The 16,689-nt window shown below is 69.8% G+C and carries 14 protein-coding genes and 2 tRNA genes; 12 read left to right on the top strand and 4 right to left on the bottom strand.

Translation table 11 applies throughout. From position 1 onward, the window contains the following. Positions 1-40 precede the first annotated feature (40 nt). From DEJ20_RS12645 to DEJ20_RS12635, 3 genes are all read right to left on the bottom strand, one after another. A tRNA-Pro gene (locus tag DEJ20_RS12645) sits at positions 41-114 on the bottom strand. Between the two features lie 1,264 nt (positions 115-1,378). Continuing rightward, positions 1,379-2,332 (bottom strand): metallophosphoesterase, encoded by a 954-nt coding sequence (locus DEJ20_RS12640; RefSeq protein ID WP_111235577.1) that lies wholly within the window; start codon positions 2,330-2,332, stop codon positions 1,379-1,381. After that, entirely contained in the window at positions 2,329-4,890 is a 2,562-nt protein-coding gene (locus DEJ20_RS12635) for a transglycosylase domain-containing protein (RefSeq protein ID WP_111235576.1), read from the bottom strand. Before DEJ20_RS12635 ends, DEJ20_RS12640 begins: the two co-directional genes overlap by 4 nt. Before the next feature lie 50 nt (positions 4,891-4,940). Here DEJ20_RS12635 and sp36 point away from each other — a divergent pair, with 50 nt between their 5' ends. Together sp36 and DEJ20_RS12625 are read left to right on the top strand one after the other, a co-directional pair. Continuing rightward, positions 4,941-5,099 carry a Sp36 family protein gene (sp36, locus tag DEJ20_RS12630; protein ID WP_017888699.1) on the top strand — a complete coding sequence of 53 codons (159 nt, stop codon included), beginning with the start codon at positions 4,941-4,943 and terminating at the stop codon, positions 5,097-5,099. Continuing rightward, positions 5,096-5,557: a RidA family protein gene (locus DEJ20_RS12625; RefSeq protein ID WP_111235575.1), complete on the top strand. Its 462-nt coding sequence runs from the start codon at positions 5,096-5,098 to the stop codon at positions 5,555-5,557. Before sp36 ends, DEJ20_RS12625 begins: the two co-directional genes overlap by 4 nt. A gap of 80 nt (positions 5,558-5,637) precedes the next feature. On the opposite strand, the gene acs is transcribed toward DEJ20_RS12625, so the two are convergent. Further along, the gene (acs, locus tag DEJ20_RS12620; RefSeq protein ID WP_111235574.1) at positions 5,638-7,590 is read right to left on the bottom strand and encodes an acetate--CoA ligase; all 1,953 of its coding nucleotides are present in this window, start codon (positions 7,588-7,590) and stop codon (positions 5,638-5,640) included. A gap of 747 nt (positions 7,591-8,337) precedes the next feature. On the opposite strand from acs, the gene DEJ20_RS12615 reads away from it, so the two are divergent. From DEJ20_RS12615 to DEJ20_RS12570, 10 genes are all read left to right on the top strand, one after another. After that, positions 8,338-9,267, top strand: coding sequence for a TadA family conjugal transfer-associated ATPase (locus tag DEJ20_RS12615; protein WP_111235573.1), 930 nt, complete (start codon positions 8,338-8,340; stop codon positions 9,265-9,267). Continuing rightward, the gene (locus tag DEJ20_RS12610) at positions 9,264-10,097 is read left to right on the top strand and encodes a type II secretion system F family protein (protein ID WP_111235572.1); all 834 of its coding nucleotides are present in this window, start codon (positions 9,264-9,266) and stop codon (positions 10,095-10,097) included. Before DEJ20_RS12615 ends, DEJ20_RS12610 begins: the two co-directional genes overlap by 4 nt. A gap of 84 nt (positions 10,098-10,181) precedes the next feature. After that, a complete protein-coding gene (locus DEJ20_RS12605; RefSeq protein WP_111235571.1) occupies positions 10,182-10,421 on the top strand; it encodes a DUF4244 domain-containing protein in 240 nt (79 codons plus the stop codon). A 10-nt stretch (positions 10,422-10,431) separates the two neighbouring features. Next, positions 10,432-10,737, top strand: a complete 306-nt coding sequence (locus tag DEJ20_RS12600) for a TadE family type IV pilus minor pilin (RefSeq protein ID WP_181431568.1) — start codon at positions 10,432-10,434, stop codon at positions 10,735-10,737. A gap of 1 nt (position 10,738) precedes the next feature. Continuing rightward, positions 10,739-11,218: a hypothetical protein gene (locus tag DEJ20_RS12595; RefSeq protein ID WP_111235569.1), complete on the top strand. Its 480-nt coding sequence runs from the start codon at positions 10,739-10,741 to the stop codon at positions 11,216-11,218. Continuing rightward, the gene (topA, locus tag DEJ20_RS12590) at positions 11,194-14,025 is read left to right on the top strand and encodes a type I DNA topoisomerase (protein WP_111235568.1); all 2,832 of its coding nucleotides are present in this window, start codon (positions 11,194-11,196) and stop codon (positions 14,023-14,025) included. The genes DEJ20_RS12595 and topA overlap by 25 nt, the downstream gene beginning before the upstream one ends. Continuing rightward, positions 14,022-14,657: a dTMP kinase gene (gene tmk / locus DEJ20_RS12585; RefSeq protein WP_111235567.1), complete on the top strand. Its 636-nt coding sequence runs from the start codon at positions 14,022-14,024 to the stop codon at positions 14,655-14,657. Before topA ends, tmk begins: the two co-directional genes overlap by 4 nt. Positions 14,658-14,682: 25 nt before the next feature. Beyond that, positions 14,683-15,825, top strand: a complete 1,143-nt coding sequence (locus DEJ20_RS12580) for a DNA polymerase III subunit delta' (RefSeq protein WP_111235566.1) — start codon at positions 14,683-14,685, stop codon at positions 15,823-15,825. A gap of 24 nt (positions 15,826-15,849) precedes the next feature. After that, entirely contained in the window at positions 15,850-16,485 is a 636-nt protein-coding gene (locus DEJ20_RS12575; RefSeq protein ID WP_220034997.1) for a TetR/AcrR family transcriptional regulator, read from the top strand. Between the two features lie 44 nt (positions 16,486-16,529). Further along, positions 16,530-16,602: transfer RNA gene (locus DEJ20_RS12570), tRNA-Thr, on the top strand. Positions 16,603-16,689 lie beyond the last annotated feature (87 nt).

Below are 16,689 nucleotides of genomic sequence, written 5' to 3'. Positions count from 1 at the left end.
CGGAGAACCAGGGCCTTCTTCGTACTGTCTCAACACAGTGTCGGGGTGACAGGATTTGAACCTGCGACCTCCTCGTCCCGAACGAGGCGCGCTACCAAGCTGCGCCACACCCCGCGGTGCGGCTACCTCTACGAGGCAACCCGACCAGCATAGCTGATAGGGCCGAGAGGTGGCGATTTTGCGATGATGCCCGGGCGAGTCGGCCAAGCAAAGGGCTGGAGTGGGTGCGTCAGCAGGTTGTGGACTTGCCTCCGACCTTGTACCAGGGGCCCGTGAAGGAAGCGGGTGACCCAGAGTCCCGGGAGTACACCATCCGAGCGCTGACGACACCCGATTTGTACGCAGTGATGTGCGACGCGGTGCCACCTACGCTACTGATAACCCTTGATTCGCCGTTATACTTCTTGCCGCACGCGTTCTGGTACTGAAACTTGATTGTTCCCCCGCCGTCGACCTTCGTCGCTGTCGGATTCCATCGGAGCCAAGCCGTGCCGTTGCAATTGCTAGACCCGCGGAGCTCCACATACTTGTTCAGCATTGTGACTCCGTGATAAGTGCGCCCACCGTCGGTGCAAGCGGCGGCGTGAGCGGACCCATTGCTCCCGACAAGAGGGAGAATTGGCGCGAGGGCTCCAAGTGTGACTGCTACCGCGAGTATCCCGAACGACCTGCTCATCAGGTTCCGGGTCTTGTTCTCGTGCGTTTTCATAGTTCGGTCTCTTCCGTTGAGCTACGGTGAGCTCATTCGCCCCCCGATCGACGATAGGCCAGCACGGAGCATTCGGTCAACTAGTCTTTGCTCTCGAGAAGGTCCCCCAAAGTGCGGACTGTGGACTCATTGCCCCCATGACATGGTGAGATCGGGGACCGGAGGCCAGTGCTACGCAGCTTCCTCCGCGGTAGACTTTTTGCGAATTCGACGTGGTCTTCTTTTGCGAGTTCGTGTGTCGAACTGTTGTGACCCGACGTTGTCAGCGGCAACGCGCTCGATCGCCAGAGGACTTAGTGCGAATTGCGGCGCTCGAAGCCCTGTTGAGAATATCGAACGAACTCCTCACGGCGTTGCTGCTGTATCTCGAAGGCTTGTCGACGGTCCGGTGTCGGGCGCTAGTGGCGACGCAAGCTATGAACCAAAGGCGCAACTGAGGGAACTCGAGACACAACCCCTTGGTCAGGTATCAGCATGTCTCCGGGCTTGTTCGAGTCGACCTCAAGTCGTGAACGCCCTGCGGTACAGTGTTTGTCGACTCCGAGTCATTTGCGGTATTCGCGTCTGAGGGTGGCGTGGGTGCCATAACGCCGACGTAGGGGGGGGGCTGCACGCTCGAGCAATCGAGCGATGTGTAAGTGCACATTGCCCGAACAAAGTTATGCCAAATTACGGGCGTGCGGTCAGGGTGACCACGACGGCCTCGGGTCGGCAGGCGAACCGGACGGGCGCGTAGATCGAGGTGCCGAGGCCCGCGGAGACCTCGAGCCACGACCAGTGGTTGCGGTGCTCCCACTTGTGCAACCCGCTGGCGTACCGGCGGGGGAGGTCGCTGTTCGTGACGAGCGCGCCGACCCCGGGGACCGCCACCTGACCGCCGTGGGTGTGCCCGGCGAAGATGATGTCGGCACCCTGGGTCACGAAGGCATCGAGCACGCGACGGTACGGCGCGTGCGTGACTCCGATCGCGACCGGAGCGGGGCCGTCCTCGTCCTCGGACCACGGCACGTCGCTGCGCATCTCGTCGACGTTGGTGGGGAGCAGGTCGAGGCGGTCCCAGTCGCGGTGCGCGTCCGAGGTGCCGAACAGCTCGAACCGGGAGCCGCGGAGTTCGATCGCGTGCGCCTGGTCGTTGAGGTCGAGCCAGCCGAGCGACTCGAAGAACGCCGTCTGCCGATCGATATCGAGACCGACGGGCTCCGCAGCCTTGTGCATCCGGCTCGGCCCCGAGAAGTACTTGAGCGGGTTGCGCGGGGAGGGCCCGAAGAAGTCGTTCGACCCGTAGGCGAAGACACCGGGCACCCCGCGGAACGGCTCGAGCGCGTACTCCACGGCGGCGTTCGCGGTCGCGTGGCCGAGGTTGTCCCCGGTGTTCACGATGAAGTCCGGTTCGACCAGGCTCAGGTCGCGCAGCCACTGCTGCTTGTCGGCCTGCCACGGGGCCATGTGGATGTCGGAGAGGTGCAGGACAGTGACGTCACGGGATCCCGGCGGGAGCACCGGGACGGTCTCCCACCGGATCCCGAAGCGACGACGCTCGACGAGCGAACCCCACGCTGCCGAAGCAGCTCCGACGGCCGCGCCGGCAGCGAGGACACCGAGTGCGGTGCGACCGCGGGTCACTTGCAGTCCTTGGGCGCCTTGCCGTTCTTGTCGCCGTAGAGCTGGATCGTCACGTTGTCGTTCTTGTTCGCCGTCGCGTTGATCGCCGGCTCGACCGCGGCGACCTTGCAGGTCTTGCCACCGCCGCCCTTGGCGTAGCTGTTGGCGAGGTTGACGCTCGTGAACCCGGCATCGTTCAGGGCCGAGCGGGCGTCCCCGAGGGAGTCGCCGCCGATCTCGGGAACGGTCGCCTGGGTGCCGTCGGACGTGTAGACGGTGACGCTCGAACCCGAGGACAGGAGCGCACCCGCCGCCGGGGACGTCGAGGTCACGGAGCCGGGGTTCCCCGGGCCGGGGCGTGCCCCACCGTCGACGTAGGTGAACCCGGCGCCCGAGATCGCCGCGCGGGCTTCGTCAGCCGTCTTGCCCTGCAGGTTCGGCAGTGCCTTGGCGTTGCCGCGGATCGCGTTCTGCTGCGGGTCCGTGAACGGGCCAGCGGGGTAGATCGCGTTGATCGGGGTCATCGCCTCGCGCCAGACCTTGGCGCGGTCTCCGGCGTACGTTCCGCCGACACCGTTGCTGAAGTGACGGAGGTTGATCTTGCGACCGTCGGTGTTGCCCTGCCAGTAGGCGGTGGCCACGCGCGAACTCGCACCAACGAGCCAGATCTGGTCAGCCTCGTCGGTGGTACCCGTCTTGCCGAACAGCTGGGTGCCGTCAGGCGTCTGCGCGCCCACTGCCGTTCCGCTCCTGATCGTGCCCTTCATTGCATAGATCGCTGCCTGGGCGAAGGCCGGATCGACGGCCTGCTGGCAGTCCTTGGTCTGGCCGCCGAGCTTCTTGCCGGACGGCGACGTGATCTCGTCGATCGCGATCGGCTTGCAGTAGATGCCGTTGTTCGCGACGGCCGCATAGGCCGCGGCCATCGTCATCGGAGCGATCTCGTTCGTGCCCAGGATCGCGGAGGGGTTCTGGTACTGCAGCTCTCCGCCGTCCGCACGGTGGACACCGAGCGACTGCGCGATGTCACGGATGTCGCAGAGATCGAGCTTCTGCGCCATCGAGGCGAACGCACCGTTGATCGACCCCGCCGTGGCTCCCATCACGCTCCAGTTGCCGCCCTCGCCGGGAGCGTCGTTGGACACCGGGAAGGGGGTTCCGACCGTCTGGCCACAGATGGTCCAGGGGGACACCGTTCGTTCGGCACCGCTCACGGTCTCGTTCAGGCCGTGTCCGGCCTTGACCCAGTCGAGCAGAGTGAACAACTTGTAGGTCGAGCCGGTCTGGAAGCCCTTCGAGCTGCCGTACTTCTCGTCGACGCTGTAGTTCAGCGAGGTCGATGTCGGCGCCGACTTCAAGGACTCGTCGAAGTCCTTGTTCTGTGCCATCGTGATGATTCGGCCGGAGCCAGCCTCGATCGAGTTGAGCGTCGAACCCAGGGCCAGGTTCGTCTCGGCCTTGTTGTCGTAGGTGTTCAGCAGACGCTTCTGCTCGGCGTTCAGGTCGATGTTCAGCGTCGTCTGGATCTTGTAGCCGCCGTTCCGCCACGCGGTGTCGCGAGCCTTCTGCGACGAGCCGAGCTGCGACATCTCGAGCACGACCTTCTTGGCGTAGTCGCAGAAGAACTGCGAGCCGTCGCCGACCGAGGCGCGGCAGCCCTGCGACGGCTGCGTGAGGTGCACGTAGTCCGCCGGCTTCGACTGGCGAGCCGTTCGGTACTCGGCCTCGGTGAGGTTCTTCTGGTCGTACATGGAACGGAGCACGACGTTGCGTCGGGCGACGTTGGCGTCGTACTTCTTCGGGCTCGACAGGTTGCGCGCCTCGGGGTACTGCACGATCGCGATGAGCGACGCGGCCTCGGCCGGGGTCAGGTCGGTCGCGCTCTTGTTGTAGTAGTGCTGCGCCGCGGCCTGCACGCCGTAGGTCTGGTCGCCGAAGTAGGCGATGTTCAGGTAGGCGGTGAGGATCTCCTTCTTGGAGTACTTCTTCGCCAGCCCGATCGCGAGCTTCATCTCCTCCAGCTTGCGGGGGATGGTCTGCTCGACGGCCTCGTTGTAGGCCTTCTCCTGCTCCTCCTTGGTGGGGAGGTTCAGGGCTTCGTTCATCTTGATGTTGCGGACGAGCTGCATGGTCAGCGTCGATCCACCGCCCGAGTCGCCGAGGCCGCCCGCGATGCTGCCCACACCGGCGCGGATGAGCGACGTCATGTCGACGCCGCCGTGGTCGTAGAAGCGCTTGTCCTCGCCGTCGATCGCCGCGTTCTTCAGCTGGTCGCTGATCTGGTCGAACTTCAGCTCTTGGCGGTTCTGGTCGTACAGGGTGGCGAAGTGCACGGACTTGCCGCCCGAGTACGCGTACAGCTCGTTGCGCTGCGGCAGGTCACCGATCTCGATGTACTCCGGCAGGGACTCGAACACACCGATCGTGGACGTCGTGGTGACACCGGCGACGGCGATGGCCGGGGTGACCCCGATCGTGACGAGCAGGCCGGCGAGGGCACTGAACCCGACGAATCCGATGAAGGCGCCGACTGCTGAGACGGGCTTGGTCCGCGATGCAGACGTCTTCTGGGCAGACATAGGATGCAGCCTAAACGACACCCCCGACTGAAAGGCTGGCAAGGAACCGCATGACTCGCTGGGAGTACTTCACCACGCCGCTGATGATCCACAACACCACCGCGATCCTCAACAACTACGGGGACGAGGGCTGGGAGCTGGTCCAGATCGTCACCGGGCCCGAGGGCGGTCTCGTCGCCTACCTGAAGCGCCCCAAGGCCGACGCATGAGCGTCTCCGACCGGCTCGCCGAACTCGGCCTGACGATCCCCGCGGTCGCCGCGCCCGTCGCCGCCTACGTGCCCGCCGTCGTGACGGGCCAGTACGTCTACACGGCGGGCCAGCTGCCGTTCGTCGACGGCTCCCTTCCCGTGACCGGCAAGGTCGGCACCGACGTCGACGCCGAGACCGCCGCCGCGCAGGCTCGCGTGGCCGCGCTGAACGCCCTGGCCGCCGTGCAGTCGGTCGCCGGTTCGCTCGACCGCGTGGCCCGTGTCGTCAAGGTCACGGTCTTCGTCGCGTCGGACCCGTCGTTCACCGGGCAGCCCGGCGTCGCGAACGGGGCATCGACCCTGGTCGGCGAGGTCTTCGGTGACGCCGGCGTCCACGCGCGGAGCGCGGTGGGCGTCGCGGTGCTCCCGCTGGACGCACCGGTCGAGGTCGAGCTGGTGGTGGAGCTCACCGCCTAACGGACCGTCAGCCGAACGCAGAACGCGAGCAGGGCCTCCAGTCCGGATCTGACTGGAGGCCCTGCTTCCGTCTGGCGGGACTACATGAGTTCCGCGATGGTCGCCATGATCGTCGGGTCGGCGAGCGTCGTCGTGTCGCCGATGCGGCGGCCCTCGGCCGCGTCGCGGAGCAGCCGCCGCATGATCTTGCCGGAGCGTGTCTTCGGCAGCTCCGGCACGATGACGACCTGGCGCGGCTTCGCGATCGCGCCGATCCGCTTGCCGACCCAGTTCCGGAGCTCCGCCGAGGCGCTCTCGCGGTCGACGTCTGCGGCGGCCTCGGCGGTCAGGATGACGAAGGCGACGACGGCCTGCCCGGTGGTCTCGTCGGCGGCCCCGACCACGGCAGCCTCGGCGACGCCCTCGTGGCCGACCAGGGCGGACTCGATCTCGGCCGTCGACAGGCGGTGTCCCGAGACGTTCATGACGTCGTCGACGCGCCCCTGCACCCAGATGTCGCCCTGCCCGTCGAGCCGCGCGCCGTCGCCGGCGAAGTAGCGGCCGGGGAACCGCGACCAGTACGTCTCCACGAACCGGTCCGGGTCGTTCCAGATCCCGCGCGCCATCGACGGCCACGGCTCGGTGATCGTGAGGTAGCCGCTCTCGCCGGGGTCGGCCCGGTTGCCGTCGTCGTCGACGATCTCGGCGACGATGCCCGGCAGGGGCGTCTGCGCGGCGCCGGGCTTGAGCTTCGTGACGCCGGGCAGCGCGGAGATCATGATTGCGCCGGTCTCGGTCTGCCACCACGTGTCGACGATCGGCGTGCGGTCGTGGCCGATGACCTGGCGGTACCACTGCCACGCCTCGGGGTTGATCGGTTCGCCGACGCTGCCGAGCAGGCGGAGGGTCTCGAGGCTGCGCGCCTCCGGGATCTCGCGGCCGGCCTTCATCGCCGCACGGACCGCCGTGGGTGCGGTGTAGAGGACCGTGACGCCGTACGCGTCGACGAGGTCCCACCAGCGGCCGGGCTTCGGCTCGTCGGGGGTGCCCTCGTAGAGCACCTGCGTGACGCCGTTGGCGAGCGGGCCGTAGACGACGTAGGAGTGACCGGTGATCCAGCCGATGTCTGCGGTGCACCAGTAGACGTCCTTCTCCGGGTGCATGTCGAAGACGTTCTTGTGCGTGTAGGCCGCCTGCGTCAGGTAGCCGCCGGAGGTGTGCACGATGCCCTTCGGCTTCCCGGTCGTGCCCGAGGTGTACAGGATGAACAGCGGGGTCTCGGCGGGGAACGCCTGGGCCTCGTGGGTCGGCGCCGCCTTCGCCAGCTCGTCGTGCCACCAGAGGTCGCGGTCGGTCCAGGCGATGTCGTTGCCGCCGCGCTTGACGACCAGGACGTGCTCGACCGTGTCGGTGCCCTCGCCGGTCAGTGCCTCGTCGACGGCGGGCTTGAGCGGTGAGACGGCACCGCGCCGCCACCCGCCGTCCGCGGTGACGACGAGCTTCGCGCCGGCGTCCTCGATGCGGGCACGGAGGCTCTCCGCGCTGAACCCGCCGAAGACGACCGAGTGCACGGCACCGATGCGGGCGACGGCCAGCATCGTCACGACGGCCTCGGGGATGAGCGGCAGGTACACGACCACCCGGTCGCCCTGGCCGACGCCGAGGTCGGTGAGCATGTTCGCGGCGCGCTGCACCTCGGCGGTCAGCTCGCCGTAGGTGATCCGACGCGTGTCGCCGGGAGCGCCCTCGAAGTGGATCGCGACCCGGTCGCCGTTGCCCGCGCGGACGTGCCGGTCGAGGCAGTTCTCGGCGACGTTGAGCGTGCCGTCGGCGAACCACTTCGCGAACGGGGCGCCCGACCAGTCCAGGGTCTGCGTGAACGGGGTGCGCCAGTCGAGCAGGGAGCGGGACTGCTCGGCCCAGAACGCCTCGCGGTCGGCCGCTGCTGCGTGGTGGAGGTCCTCGCCGGCGACCGCGTCGGCCACGAACTCGGGCGGCGGTGCGAAGGTCGCTCCGTCGTCGCCTCGGGGGTCGGTCTGGGTCGGAGTGGACATCGATGTCCTTTCGCGTCGTTGCGGCCTCTGGTGGCATCCGTCGTGGATGCGTGCGTGCATCCGTCGCCGGTGCCTGCGTGCATCCGGAGACTACCCCTCGGCCGGGTTGGGGCGCGGCACGCCCGGAGGTCGTGTCCGGGGTTGCCCCGGAGGGCCGATCGTGGGGTACAGTAGATCCCGCTGGACTCGTTTCCGGCGGCATCGAATCGGATTCCCCCCAATCCCTCGATGTCAAGGCGGCACCTGTTCCCCCCAACCGGTGCCGCCTCTTCTGTTTCCCGGGGTCCGACTCGAGCGATGCTGGCTCGTCGGGCTCCGTCGTGCGCCCCGATCCGCGCAGGGAAGCCGGTCGCGTGGACAGACCGGTCCATGCCCGTGCATGCATTCTGCATGTTCTTGCGGAGCAGGTGCTCCGCACAGTCCGGCCGGGGGAAGCGGGGGTGGTGGGCAACCCCGAGCGCGTCGGTGTCGCATCATCGACCGGGGTACGGCTTTCCGTTTCGGGGGACAAACCGGTCCGTTGGTGGGGCACTCCGACGTTGTCCACAGAAGTGGGGACCGTCACGGCTGAAGGCCGACGTGCTCCCTACCGTCGGCGCCATGCCCCTGCACCGTGCTCCACTTCTTCCCCACGCCTCGGCGCCATCCGCGTCGACATCGCCTGCGTTCTCGGCACCGGCGCGGGCGCATGCTCCGTCGGCGCCGTTCCTGCCCGGAGCAGCGCCTCCGGCTCGTCGTCGGGCGTCCGTGGTCGTCGAGTTCGAGGAACTGGCCGCCCTGGTGACTGATGCCGCCGTGACGGACGTCCTGGTGCTCGGTGGCGTGGGGACGTGGGTCGACCGCGGGACCGGACTCGAAGTCGTCCAGCCGCGACTGACCGAAGCACGTGCCCGCGAACTCGCGACCCGGCTCGTCGCGCTCGGCGGCCGCCACGTCGACGAGACCACCCCGTGCGCGGACGTCCGGCACGGCGACGGCGTCCGGGTCCACGTCGTCCTCGCTCCGGTGTCCGTCGGGGGCACCGCAGTGTCGATCCGGCTGCCACAGGTCCAGCGCCCCTCCCTCGCCACCCTCGAACGCGGCGGGACGTTCGCGTTCGTCCCGCGGTCGGTCGTCGAGGACGCCGTCGCCGCGCGCCGGAACGTCCTGGTCACCGGCGCGACCGGCAGCGGCAAGACCACCATGCTCGCGGCGATGCTCGGGAACGTCCCCGTCGACGAGCGAATCGTGACGGTGGAGGACGTCGCCGAACTCCGGATCGCCCATCCGCACGTCGTCGCGCTCGAGGCGCGGCAGGCGAACGCCGAGGGGGTCGGCGCGCTCGACCTCGACCGGCTCGTGCGCGAGGCGCTGCGGATGCGACCCGACCGGATCGTCGTGGGGGAGTGCCGCGGCGCCGAGGTCCGCGAACTCCTCTCCGCCCTGAACACCGGGCACGACGGGGGAGCCGGCACCGTGCACGCCAACGGCATCGCCGACGTGGCCGCTCGCCTCGAAGCGCTCGGGGCGCTCGCCGGCCTCGGTGCCGAGGCGCTGGCCCGGCAGGCCGTCAGCGCCTTCGACCTGGTCCTGCACGTGGAGCGACGAGCAGGACAGCGGCGGCTCGGTGGCGTGGGCGCCTTGCGCGTCGGCCCGGACGGGAGGCTCGAGGTGCGTCCGGTGGACGGGCTGCGGTGAGACGACCCACACCCGACGGCCCGGCGCGGGTGGCCGGGGTGCTCGACCGGGTGGCGACGCTGGTCGCGGCAGGAGTCCCGCCGCCGCGAGCCTGGCGGCTCGTCGGCGGGCTGCCCGGGGTCGGAGGACCCGCCCAGCAGGACATCGTCGTCGTCCTCCGCGTGGCGGACCGGACGGGAGCGCCCGTCGCGGAGACCCTCCGCGGGCTCGCCGGCGCGCTCCGGCGCGCCGCGGCATCGGACCGGGCGATCCGGGTCGCCCTGGCGGGCCCGCGGACGAGCGCCCGGGTCGTGCTCGCGCTGCCGTTCTTCGGGTTGGGACTCGGTGCGGCCTGGGGCGCCGGTGCCGTCGAGGTCCTGGTCGGTTCACCGGCCGGTTGGGCGTGCTCGTGCACCGCGGCGGCCCTCGTCCTGGCCGGGCGACGGTGGACCGCCCGGCTGGTCCGTTCCGCGACGCCCGACGGCCGAGTCCCCGGGGTGCTCCTCGACGCCTGGGCCGTGGCGGTCGCCGGAGGCGGGTCGTGGACCACCGCCGGGCAGGCAGTCGCCGAGGCGTCCGCGGGAGCCGCCCCGCCCGCCGAGGACGTGCACCGGCTGCGGGAGGTCCTCGACCTTGCCCGGCGGGCGGGGGTGCCCGCCGCGGGGTTGCTCCGCCGCGCCGCCGAGGACGTGCGTGACGAGGCCGCTGCCGACGGGCTCGTGGCGGCGGAACGACTGGCCGTCCGACTGGTGCTGCCGCTCGGGGTCTGCGTCCTGCCGGCGTTCGTGCTCGTGGGGGTGGTGCCCGTGGTGATGGGGGTCCTCTCCTCCACGGTGGGCGGGGCCGCGTGACCTCTCCACAGATGCCACCGGGACCCCTTCGTCGACACCCCAGCCCGGACAGGCTGGTCCCACCGAACAGAAAGGACGGACTCCATGAGCACCACGTCTTCCCCCGACCGCCGCACCCGTCGGGCCATCTGCCACCGTCGCCCGCGTCCCCCCGCCGCCCGGTGGTCGTCCCGGCTGCGGGACGACCGGGGATCGGCCACCGCCGAGTACGCGGTCGTCATCCTCGCCGCCGTGGCCTTCGCCGGTGTGCTCGTCGCGGTCATGCGCTCCGGTGAGGTCCAGACCATCCTCACCGACCTCGTCCGTGGCGCGCTCTCGCTGTGAGCGCGGCTCGGTGACCGTCGAGTTCGCGGTGGCGCTCCCCGTGGTGGCGATCGTGTTGACCGCCCTCGTCGCGGCCGTCCTCGTCGTCGACGCGCAGGGCCGTCTGCAACTCGCCGCAGCCACCGCCGCCCGGGCGATCGGGCGTGACGACGAGCACCAGGGCCGGTCCGCGGCCGACCGGATCGCTCCGGGGGTCTCGGTCGTCGTCCGGTCGGACGGCGACCTGGTCTGCGTCGACGCCACGCGCGGCGGGACCGGTCCCTTCGCGGCGCTCCCACTGACCGCGACGGGGTGTGCCGCGGCCCGAGGGGGCTGACGTGACGATCCCCGACGGCCAACGCGGCTCGGCGACCGTGCTGCTCGTGGCGATCCTCGGCGTGGGGGTCCTCGTCGGGTCGACGGCGCTCGCCGCCGCCGGCCACCGCACGCAGGCCCTCCGCGCCCAGGGCGCCGCCGACGCCGCCGCCGTGGGCACCGCGGCGGCCGCCACCGGGCTGGTATCGGGGGAGCCGTGTGCGGTCGCGACCCGGATCGCCACGGCGAACGGGGCCGCCCTCGACGCCTGCGAACTCGTCGCCACCACGGCCCGCGTCCGCGTGGTCGTGGGCACGGGACCGTTCGTCGTCGGCGCACTCGCGGTGGCCGGTCCGGCGGGCGACCCGCCCGAACACTATGTGTATGGTGTGCCTGTCGGCCCGCGGTCACCGATGTCCCGGTCGACCCGGACACGCTCGTGGCCAGGGCCGATCAGCACCATCGATCAAGGAGACACGTGCCAGGCACGAAGAAGCTCGTGATCGTCGAGAGCCCTGCGAAGGCGAAGACGATCGCGCAATACCTCGGTGACGGATACGAAGTCCAGGCCTCGGTCGGACACATCCGCGACCTCGTCGAGCCGAAGAACCTGCCGCCCGAGCTCAAGAAGGGCTCCCTCGGCAAGTTCTCGGTGGACGTCGACAACGGCTTCGAGCCGTACTACGTCGTGTCCGACGCCAAGAAGAAGACCGTCTCCGAGCTGAAACGCGCCCTCAAGGACGCCGACGAGCTCTACCTCGCAACAGATGAAGACCGCGAGGGTGAAGCGATCGCGTGGCACCTGCTGCAGGTCCTGAAGCCGAAGGTCCCCGTCAAGCGGATGGTCTTCCACGAGATCACGAAGGAGGCGATCCAGCGCGCGCAGGAAGCCACCCGTGAGCTCGACACCGCCCTCGTCGACGCGCAGGAGACCCGCCGCATCCTCGACCGTCTGTACGGGTACGAGGTCTCCCCGGTCCTGTGGCGCAAGGTCGCCCCCGGTCTGTCCGCCGGCCGTGTGCAGTCCGCCGCCACCCGTCTCGTCGTCGACCGTGAGCGCGAGCGCCTGGCCTTCGTGTCCGCCAACTACTGGGACCTCTCCGCCCGGTTCGAGAAGGCCGGCGAGTCCTCCTTCTCGGCGCGACTCGCCCGGATCCACGGCACCCGCGTCGCCTCCGGTCGTGACTTCGATGACCGCGGCACGCTCAGCGGTGACGTCGTCCGGCTCGACGAGGCCGCTGCCGCGTCGCTGACGACGGTCCTCGAGCGCGCCGGTGACGCCACCGTCCGCAGCGTCGACTCGAAGCCGTACACGCGACGCCCGGCCGCGCCGTTCACCACGTCGACGCTCCAGCAGGAAGCCGCGCGCAAGCTCCGTCTGTCACCGCGACAGACCGCTCGCGCTGCGCAGACCCTGTACGAGAACGGCTACATCACCTACATCCGTACCGACTCGGTCTCGCTCTCGAAGCAGGCCATCGACGCGGCCCGCAAGCAGGCAGCGGACCTGTACGGCTCGGCCACCGTGCCCGACAAGCCCCGCCTGTACGCGAGCAAGAGCAAGAACGCGCAAGAGGCGCACGAGGCGATCCGTCCCGCCGGCGACTCCTTCCGCACCCCGCAGGACCTGCAGGGCACCCTCACCGGTGTCGAGTGGCGCCTCTACGACCTCATCTGGAAGCGCACCATCGCCTCCCAGATGGCGGACGCCAAGGGTTCGACCGCGTCGATCGTGCTCGGCATCTCCTCCACCGAGTCGGTCGAGGGCATCGCCTCGACCGCGAACGGCACGGACGCCGAGTTCACCGCATCCGGCACCGTCATCACGTTCCGCGGCTTCCTCAGCGCCTACGAAGAAGGCCGTGACGAGGACCGCCACGAGTCGTCCGAGCGCGCGGGCCAGGACGTCGCCCTGCCGAACGTGACCCAGGGCGAGCACCTCGCGGTCACCGACGTCGAGGCGAAGGGGCACGACACCACCCCGCCGCCGCGCTTCACCGAGGCGAGCCTCATCAAGACGCTGGAAGAGCTGGGGATCGGGCGTCCGTCGACCTACCCCACGATCAGCCCGACGATCATCGACCGCGGCTACGTCTCGCTCCGCGGCACGCAACTCGTTCCGAACTGGATCGCGTTCAGCGTGGTGCGCCTGCTCGAGGAGTACTTCGGCGAGCTCGTGGAGTACGACTTCACCGCCGAGATGGAAGAAGACCTCGACCGCATCGCCCGCGGCGACGCCGACCGGGTGGATTGGCTCAAGGGCTTCTACTTCGGTGGTGGCGACGACGACCAGCGTGGCCTGCGGACCGTCATCGACAACCTCGGTGAGATCGACGCCCGCGAGATCAACTCGGTCGAGCTCGCTCCGGGCCTCACGCTCCGGATCGGTCGGTACGGCCCCTACATCGAGGTGCCGAGCGACGACCCCGAGAAGCCGCGGCGCGTGAACGTGCCCGAGGACCTCGCTCCCGACGAACTCACCGTCGAGAAGGCGAAGGAACTCGTCGACGCCCCGGTGATCGGCGACCGCGTCGTCGGGGTCAACCCGGAGACCGGAAAAGAGGTCCTGGCGAAGGACGGCCGCTTCGGCCCCTACGTCACGGAGCGCACCCCGGAGCCCGAACCCACCGTGGACCCGAAGACCGGCGAGGTCGTCGAAGCGCCCGCAGCGGCAGGGGCCCCCGTGGCCGACGCGGCTGCTGCGACCGCGACGAGCGAGACGGCGTCGGCGACGGCGACCGCGAAGAAGGCGCCCGCCAAGAAGGCGCCCGCGAAGAAGACGACGAAGAAGGCGGCGGCGCCGAAGGAACGCACCGCTTCGCTCTTCAAGTCGATGGACCCGCAGACCGTCGACCTCGAGACCGCGCTGAAGCTCCTCGACCTTCCCCGCGTCGTGGGCCAGGACCCGGAGACGGGCAACGACATCACGGCGCAGAACGGCCGGTACGGGCCGTACCTGAAGAAGGGGACCGACACCCGGACCCTGCCCGGCGAGGACGCGATCTTCGACATCGACCTGCCCGGTGCACTCGAGCTGTTCGCACAGCCGAAGTACGGCGGCAACCGCACCGCGAGCGCCGCGCTCAAGGAGTTCGACGCCGACCCGGTGTCCGGCAAGCCGATCAAGATGAAGGACGGCCGGTTCGGCCCGTACGTCACCGACGGCGAGACGAACGCGACCATCCCGAAGGGCGAGGACGTCGAGGCCGTCGACCACGCCCGCGCGGTCCAGCTCATCGCCGACAAGCGTGCCAAGGGGCCGGTCAAGAAGAAGACCCCGGCTCGTCGGACGGCGGCCAAGAAGAAGTGACCGGTCGCTTCATCACGCTCGAGGGCGGCGACGGCGCGGGCAAGACGACCCAGGCGGAGCTGCTCTCGGCGTGGCTCGATGCGCACGGTCGGACCGTGGTCCGCACCCGCGAGCCCGGCGGCACCGACCTTGGCGTCCAGATCCGGCAGATGGTCCTGCACGAGCGGGGCCACGTCGCACCCCGGGCCGAGGCGCTGCTGTACGCGGCCGACCGTGCCCAGCACGTCGAGACGGTCGTCCGTCCGGCGATCGCTCGCGGCAAGGTCGTCCTGCAGGACCGCTACATCGACTCGTCCGTCGCCTACCAGGGCGTCGCGCGCGGGCTCGGCGCCGAGCAGGTCCGGTCCGTCTCGGAGTGGGCAGCGGACGGTCTGGCACCGGACCTCACGATCCTGCTCGACCTCGACGTCACCGTCGGACGCGCCCGGGTGGCCGCGGCGCGGGGCGACACCTTCGACCGTCTCGAGTCCGAGGCTGCGGCGTTCCACGAGTCCGTTCGTCAGGCCTTCCTCGCGATGGCCGAGGCCGAGCCGGCGCGCTTCCTGGTGGTCGACGCCTCGGCCCCGACCGACACCGTGCAGGACGCGGTCCGTCGAGCGGTCGCCCCGCTCGTCGGGATCGACCCGGCATGACGGTGGTCACTGACAGGATGGTCCCGTGAGCGTGTGGGACGGCCTGACCGGGCAGGAAGAAGCGGTCGCGTCGCTGCGCAACGCGGCCGAGTCCACCGGCGGCACCGGCGGCATGACGCACTCGTGGCTCATCACCGGCCCGCCCGGATCGGGTCGGTCGAACGTGGCGACCGCCTTCGCCGCGGCGCTCGTGGGCAACGGCCCCGACGACGACCACACCCTGCGGCAGATCACCGCGAAGACCCACCCCGACGTCTCGGTGCTCACGACCCAGCGCGTGATCATCACGATCGACGAGATCCGGCAGCTCGTCACCTCGTCGTACTACTCGCCGTCGGTCGGCCGCTACCGGGTCGTCATCATCGAGGATGCCGACCGCATGACCGAGCGCACGTCGAACCTGCTGCTCAAGGCGCTCGAGGAACCCCCGGAGCGCACGGTGTGGATCCTCTGCGCCCCGAGTGAGGCCGACCTGCTGCCGACGATCCGGTCCCGCGTCCGCTCGGTCCGCCTGCGCGTGCCCGGCATCGAGTCCGTCGCCGACCTGCTCGTCGCCAGGACCGGCGTCGACCGTGCCCTCGCGATGGATGCTGCTCGTCAGGCGCAGAGCCACATCGGCATGGCGCAGCGCCTCGCCACGAGCGAGCCGGCACGAGACCGTCGCCGCCGGACCCTGACGACCGTGCTCGGTGTGCGGAGCGTCGGTGACGCCGTCATGGCGGCAGCCGAACTCCTCGCCGTCGCCGACGAGGACGCCAAGTCCATCACCGAGCAGCGCGACTCCGAAGAGCGAGACGCAGCCCTGCGGTCGCTCGGGGTCGAACCCGGTGGGACGATCCCGCCGGCACTCCGGTCGCAGCTCCGTGCCCTCGAGGACGACCAGAAACGCCGGGCGACCCGCAGCCTGCGCGACGGCCTCGACCGGATCCTGGTGGACGTCTCCTCCCTGTACCGCGACCTGCTCCTGCTGGGGCTCGGAGCCCCGGCGGAACCGGTCAACCTGGCCATGCAGGACCAGCTCGAGCACGCGCTGCCGACGACACCGCCGGCTGCCGCGCTCGAGGTCCTCGACGCCGTGGCCCTGGCTCGCCAGCGCATCGCGGCGAACGTGGCCGCACTCCTGGCGCTCGAAGCGCTGCTCGTCACCATCGCCCGCGCCCGCCGCTGAGGCCCGGCGTGCGACAATCACGGCATGCCCGACGCTGAACCCGGCCTGCGCGAACGGAAGCGCCGCGCCACCCGGCGCGCCATCCAGCAGGCTGCGCTCCGGATCGCCATCGAGGACGGCCTCGGCGCGGTCACGGTGGACGAGATCTCCCGGCGGGCCGACGTCTCGCCCCGGACGTTCTTCAACTACTTCCCGAGCAAGGAGCAGGCGATCCTCGGGGACGACCCGCAGCTGCCCGACGACGCCGCGCTGCAGGCGTTCGTCGACGGTGGTCCGAGCGGTGACCTGCTCGCGGACATCGGCGCGCTGCTCGTGCACTCCACGCGCGAACTGATCGAGGAGCGCGGGCTCATCGAGGAGCGGCAGCAGGTCCTCCGCGCGAACCCGGAGCTGTTCAGCCGTCGCATGGCGTCCATGAAGGAGTTCCAGGCGGAGCTGCAGGCGGCCGTCGCGCGCCGGCTCGAACACGCCGACCCGGAGCTCGCCGCCGACGCCGAAGCACTCCGCCGTCGCGCGGGTCTCGCGGCCATCGTCGCCCTCGCCGCCCTGCGCCACGCGTGGTGGGAGTGGTCGGGTTCCGAGGCTGGTACACACCTGGTCGACGAGCTCGAGCGGTCCTTCTCCGAGCTCGGCGTGCTGGTTTCGCGTTCACTCGTCTGAACCTGTATAGTCATTGCTCGTGCCACTCCGGACATGGAGTGTGCGCCGCCTTAGCTCAGTCGGTAGAGCGATTCACTCGTAATGAATAGGTCGTCGGTTCGATTCCGACAGGCGGCTCCGTGAACGCCCCGGTCAGACCCACTCGAAGTGGCTCTGACCGGGGTTTTCGTATTCCGGACGAAATCCGTGTCCCTCGCCCGAGGG

The sequence above is a fragment of the Curtobacterium sp. MCSS17_005 genome, from assembly GCF_003234225.2.
GTDB lineage: Bacteria > Actinomycetota > Actinomycetes > Actinomycetales > Microbacteriaceae > Curtobacterium > Curtobacterium flaccumfaciens.
This window is presented reverse-complemented; position numbering and strand designations above follow the sequence as displayed.